This window comes from Acinetobacter sp. 228 (assembly GCF_048147885.1).
In genome coordinates this window covers 1-1228 of record NZ_JAYWYV010000374.1, presented here as the reverse complement: position 1 = coordinate 1228, position 1228 = coordinate 1, and the positions used below count along the sequence as shown (strand labels likewise).

Annotated in this window: 1 protein-coding gene; it reads right to left on the bottom strand. The window is 41.1% G+C overall.

The genetic code is table 11. The annotated features are described in order from the left end of the window. Positions 1-1228, bottom strand: a 1228-nt coding sequence (locus tag VXQ92_RS19130; protein ID WP_416682863.1) for a long-chain fatty acid transporter, incomplete at both ends; no start/stop codon positions are given.

The window sequence follows — 1228 nt, the reverse complement described above, 5'->3', positions numbered from 1 at the left end:
CTAACCAGTAATACTTCACACCGCCAGAAATAAAGTATTGCGATGTCGGGCTATATTGAGCACCCACGCCCAAGTTGTAATATCCCTTAGTTGGGCCACCCGTTGACACTTTATCGCCTGCTCCTGAGTCCCATCCAACTGACACAGAACCTAACCATTTTGGCGAAAAACGTTGTCCTAAACCCAAATTTAAAGACCATTGGTCGTCATAATAACGAACCAAATTAAAACCTTCCGGGCGGCTTGGCGTTGATAGTACGCCAACAACTTTTGAGATCTCACCAAAGCGATAAGGTTGCAAAGCAAGATCACTCCAATTTACCCAGCGTAAACTACCAAATAGTAACGTTCCCTGACGCAGTCCAGTCTGGAACTCCAAATTCACTGAATCAGGAGATTTAAATTTTGTTGTACCTGTATCTTCTTGTTCTGGCAAATTAGCAATAATCTGATTTAAGTAAGCTTTCTTTTGTGGAGTCATCTGACCAATAGAAATCATGTAATCTAGATGCTGATTAACTAAATCACGACCTTGTTGAGTGCTTAACATATCAATGAGTGGGGCATTTTCAGTCGCGTTTACTTTATGGGTAATGGCTGAACGGTAGGTTAATGAGACTTTCACAGCTTTTTCTGGAATTTGGTAAGCAAGTCCTGCTAACCACCCTAAATCACTGACAGTTTTAGTATGAAAGTCATATCCATTATAGAGACTAAATACATTACCCCTTAATTCAACCTGACTTTTAAAAGTTTGATAGACTGGCCCCGCATAAAGATTCCAGTTTTTTGTGGGTTGGTAACCCAAAATGAAGCTTAAATTTTGTATATCAAATTCTGATTTTGCATTTCCTGTAGGAGCATGGCCCAATGTAGCGCTGGCAAGCCCTATGGTTGTAATTCCAGGTAACATAACGGTATCTTTTGGCGTTGCAACGAAGCCATTTGCACCTGAATATTCCGTGTCAGCACCAAAAGGCTGATCATATAACAGACCAAATGAATACTGCGGTGCCAACTGTAGTTTTAACGCTGCCGTAGGCCGATAATCGGTATTGGCGATATCTGAAATTGAATGATGTGAAGGATTGGTACCCGACTCTACACCACTTAAATCGGCATCTGTTATTCCTAAACTTGCTTCAAAATAGTTGCCCGGTTGTAAAAATGCCGCTACAGACTGCCCTGTTTTATCAAATGCAGCAGCATGTAATGTGCTTGTGCAAAT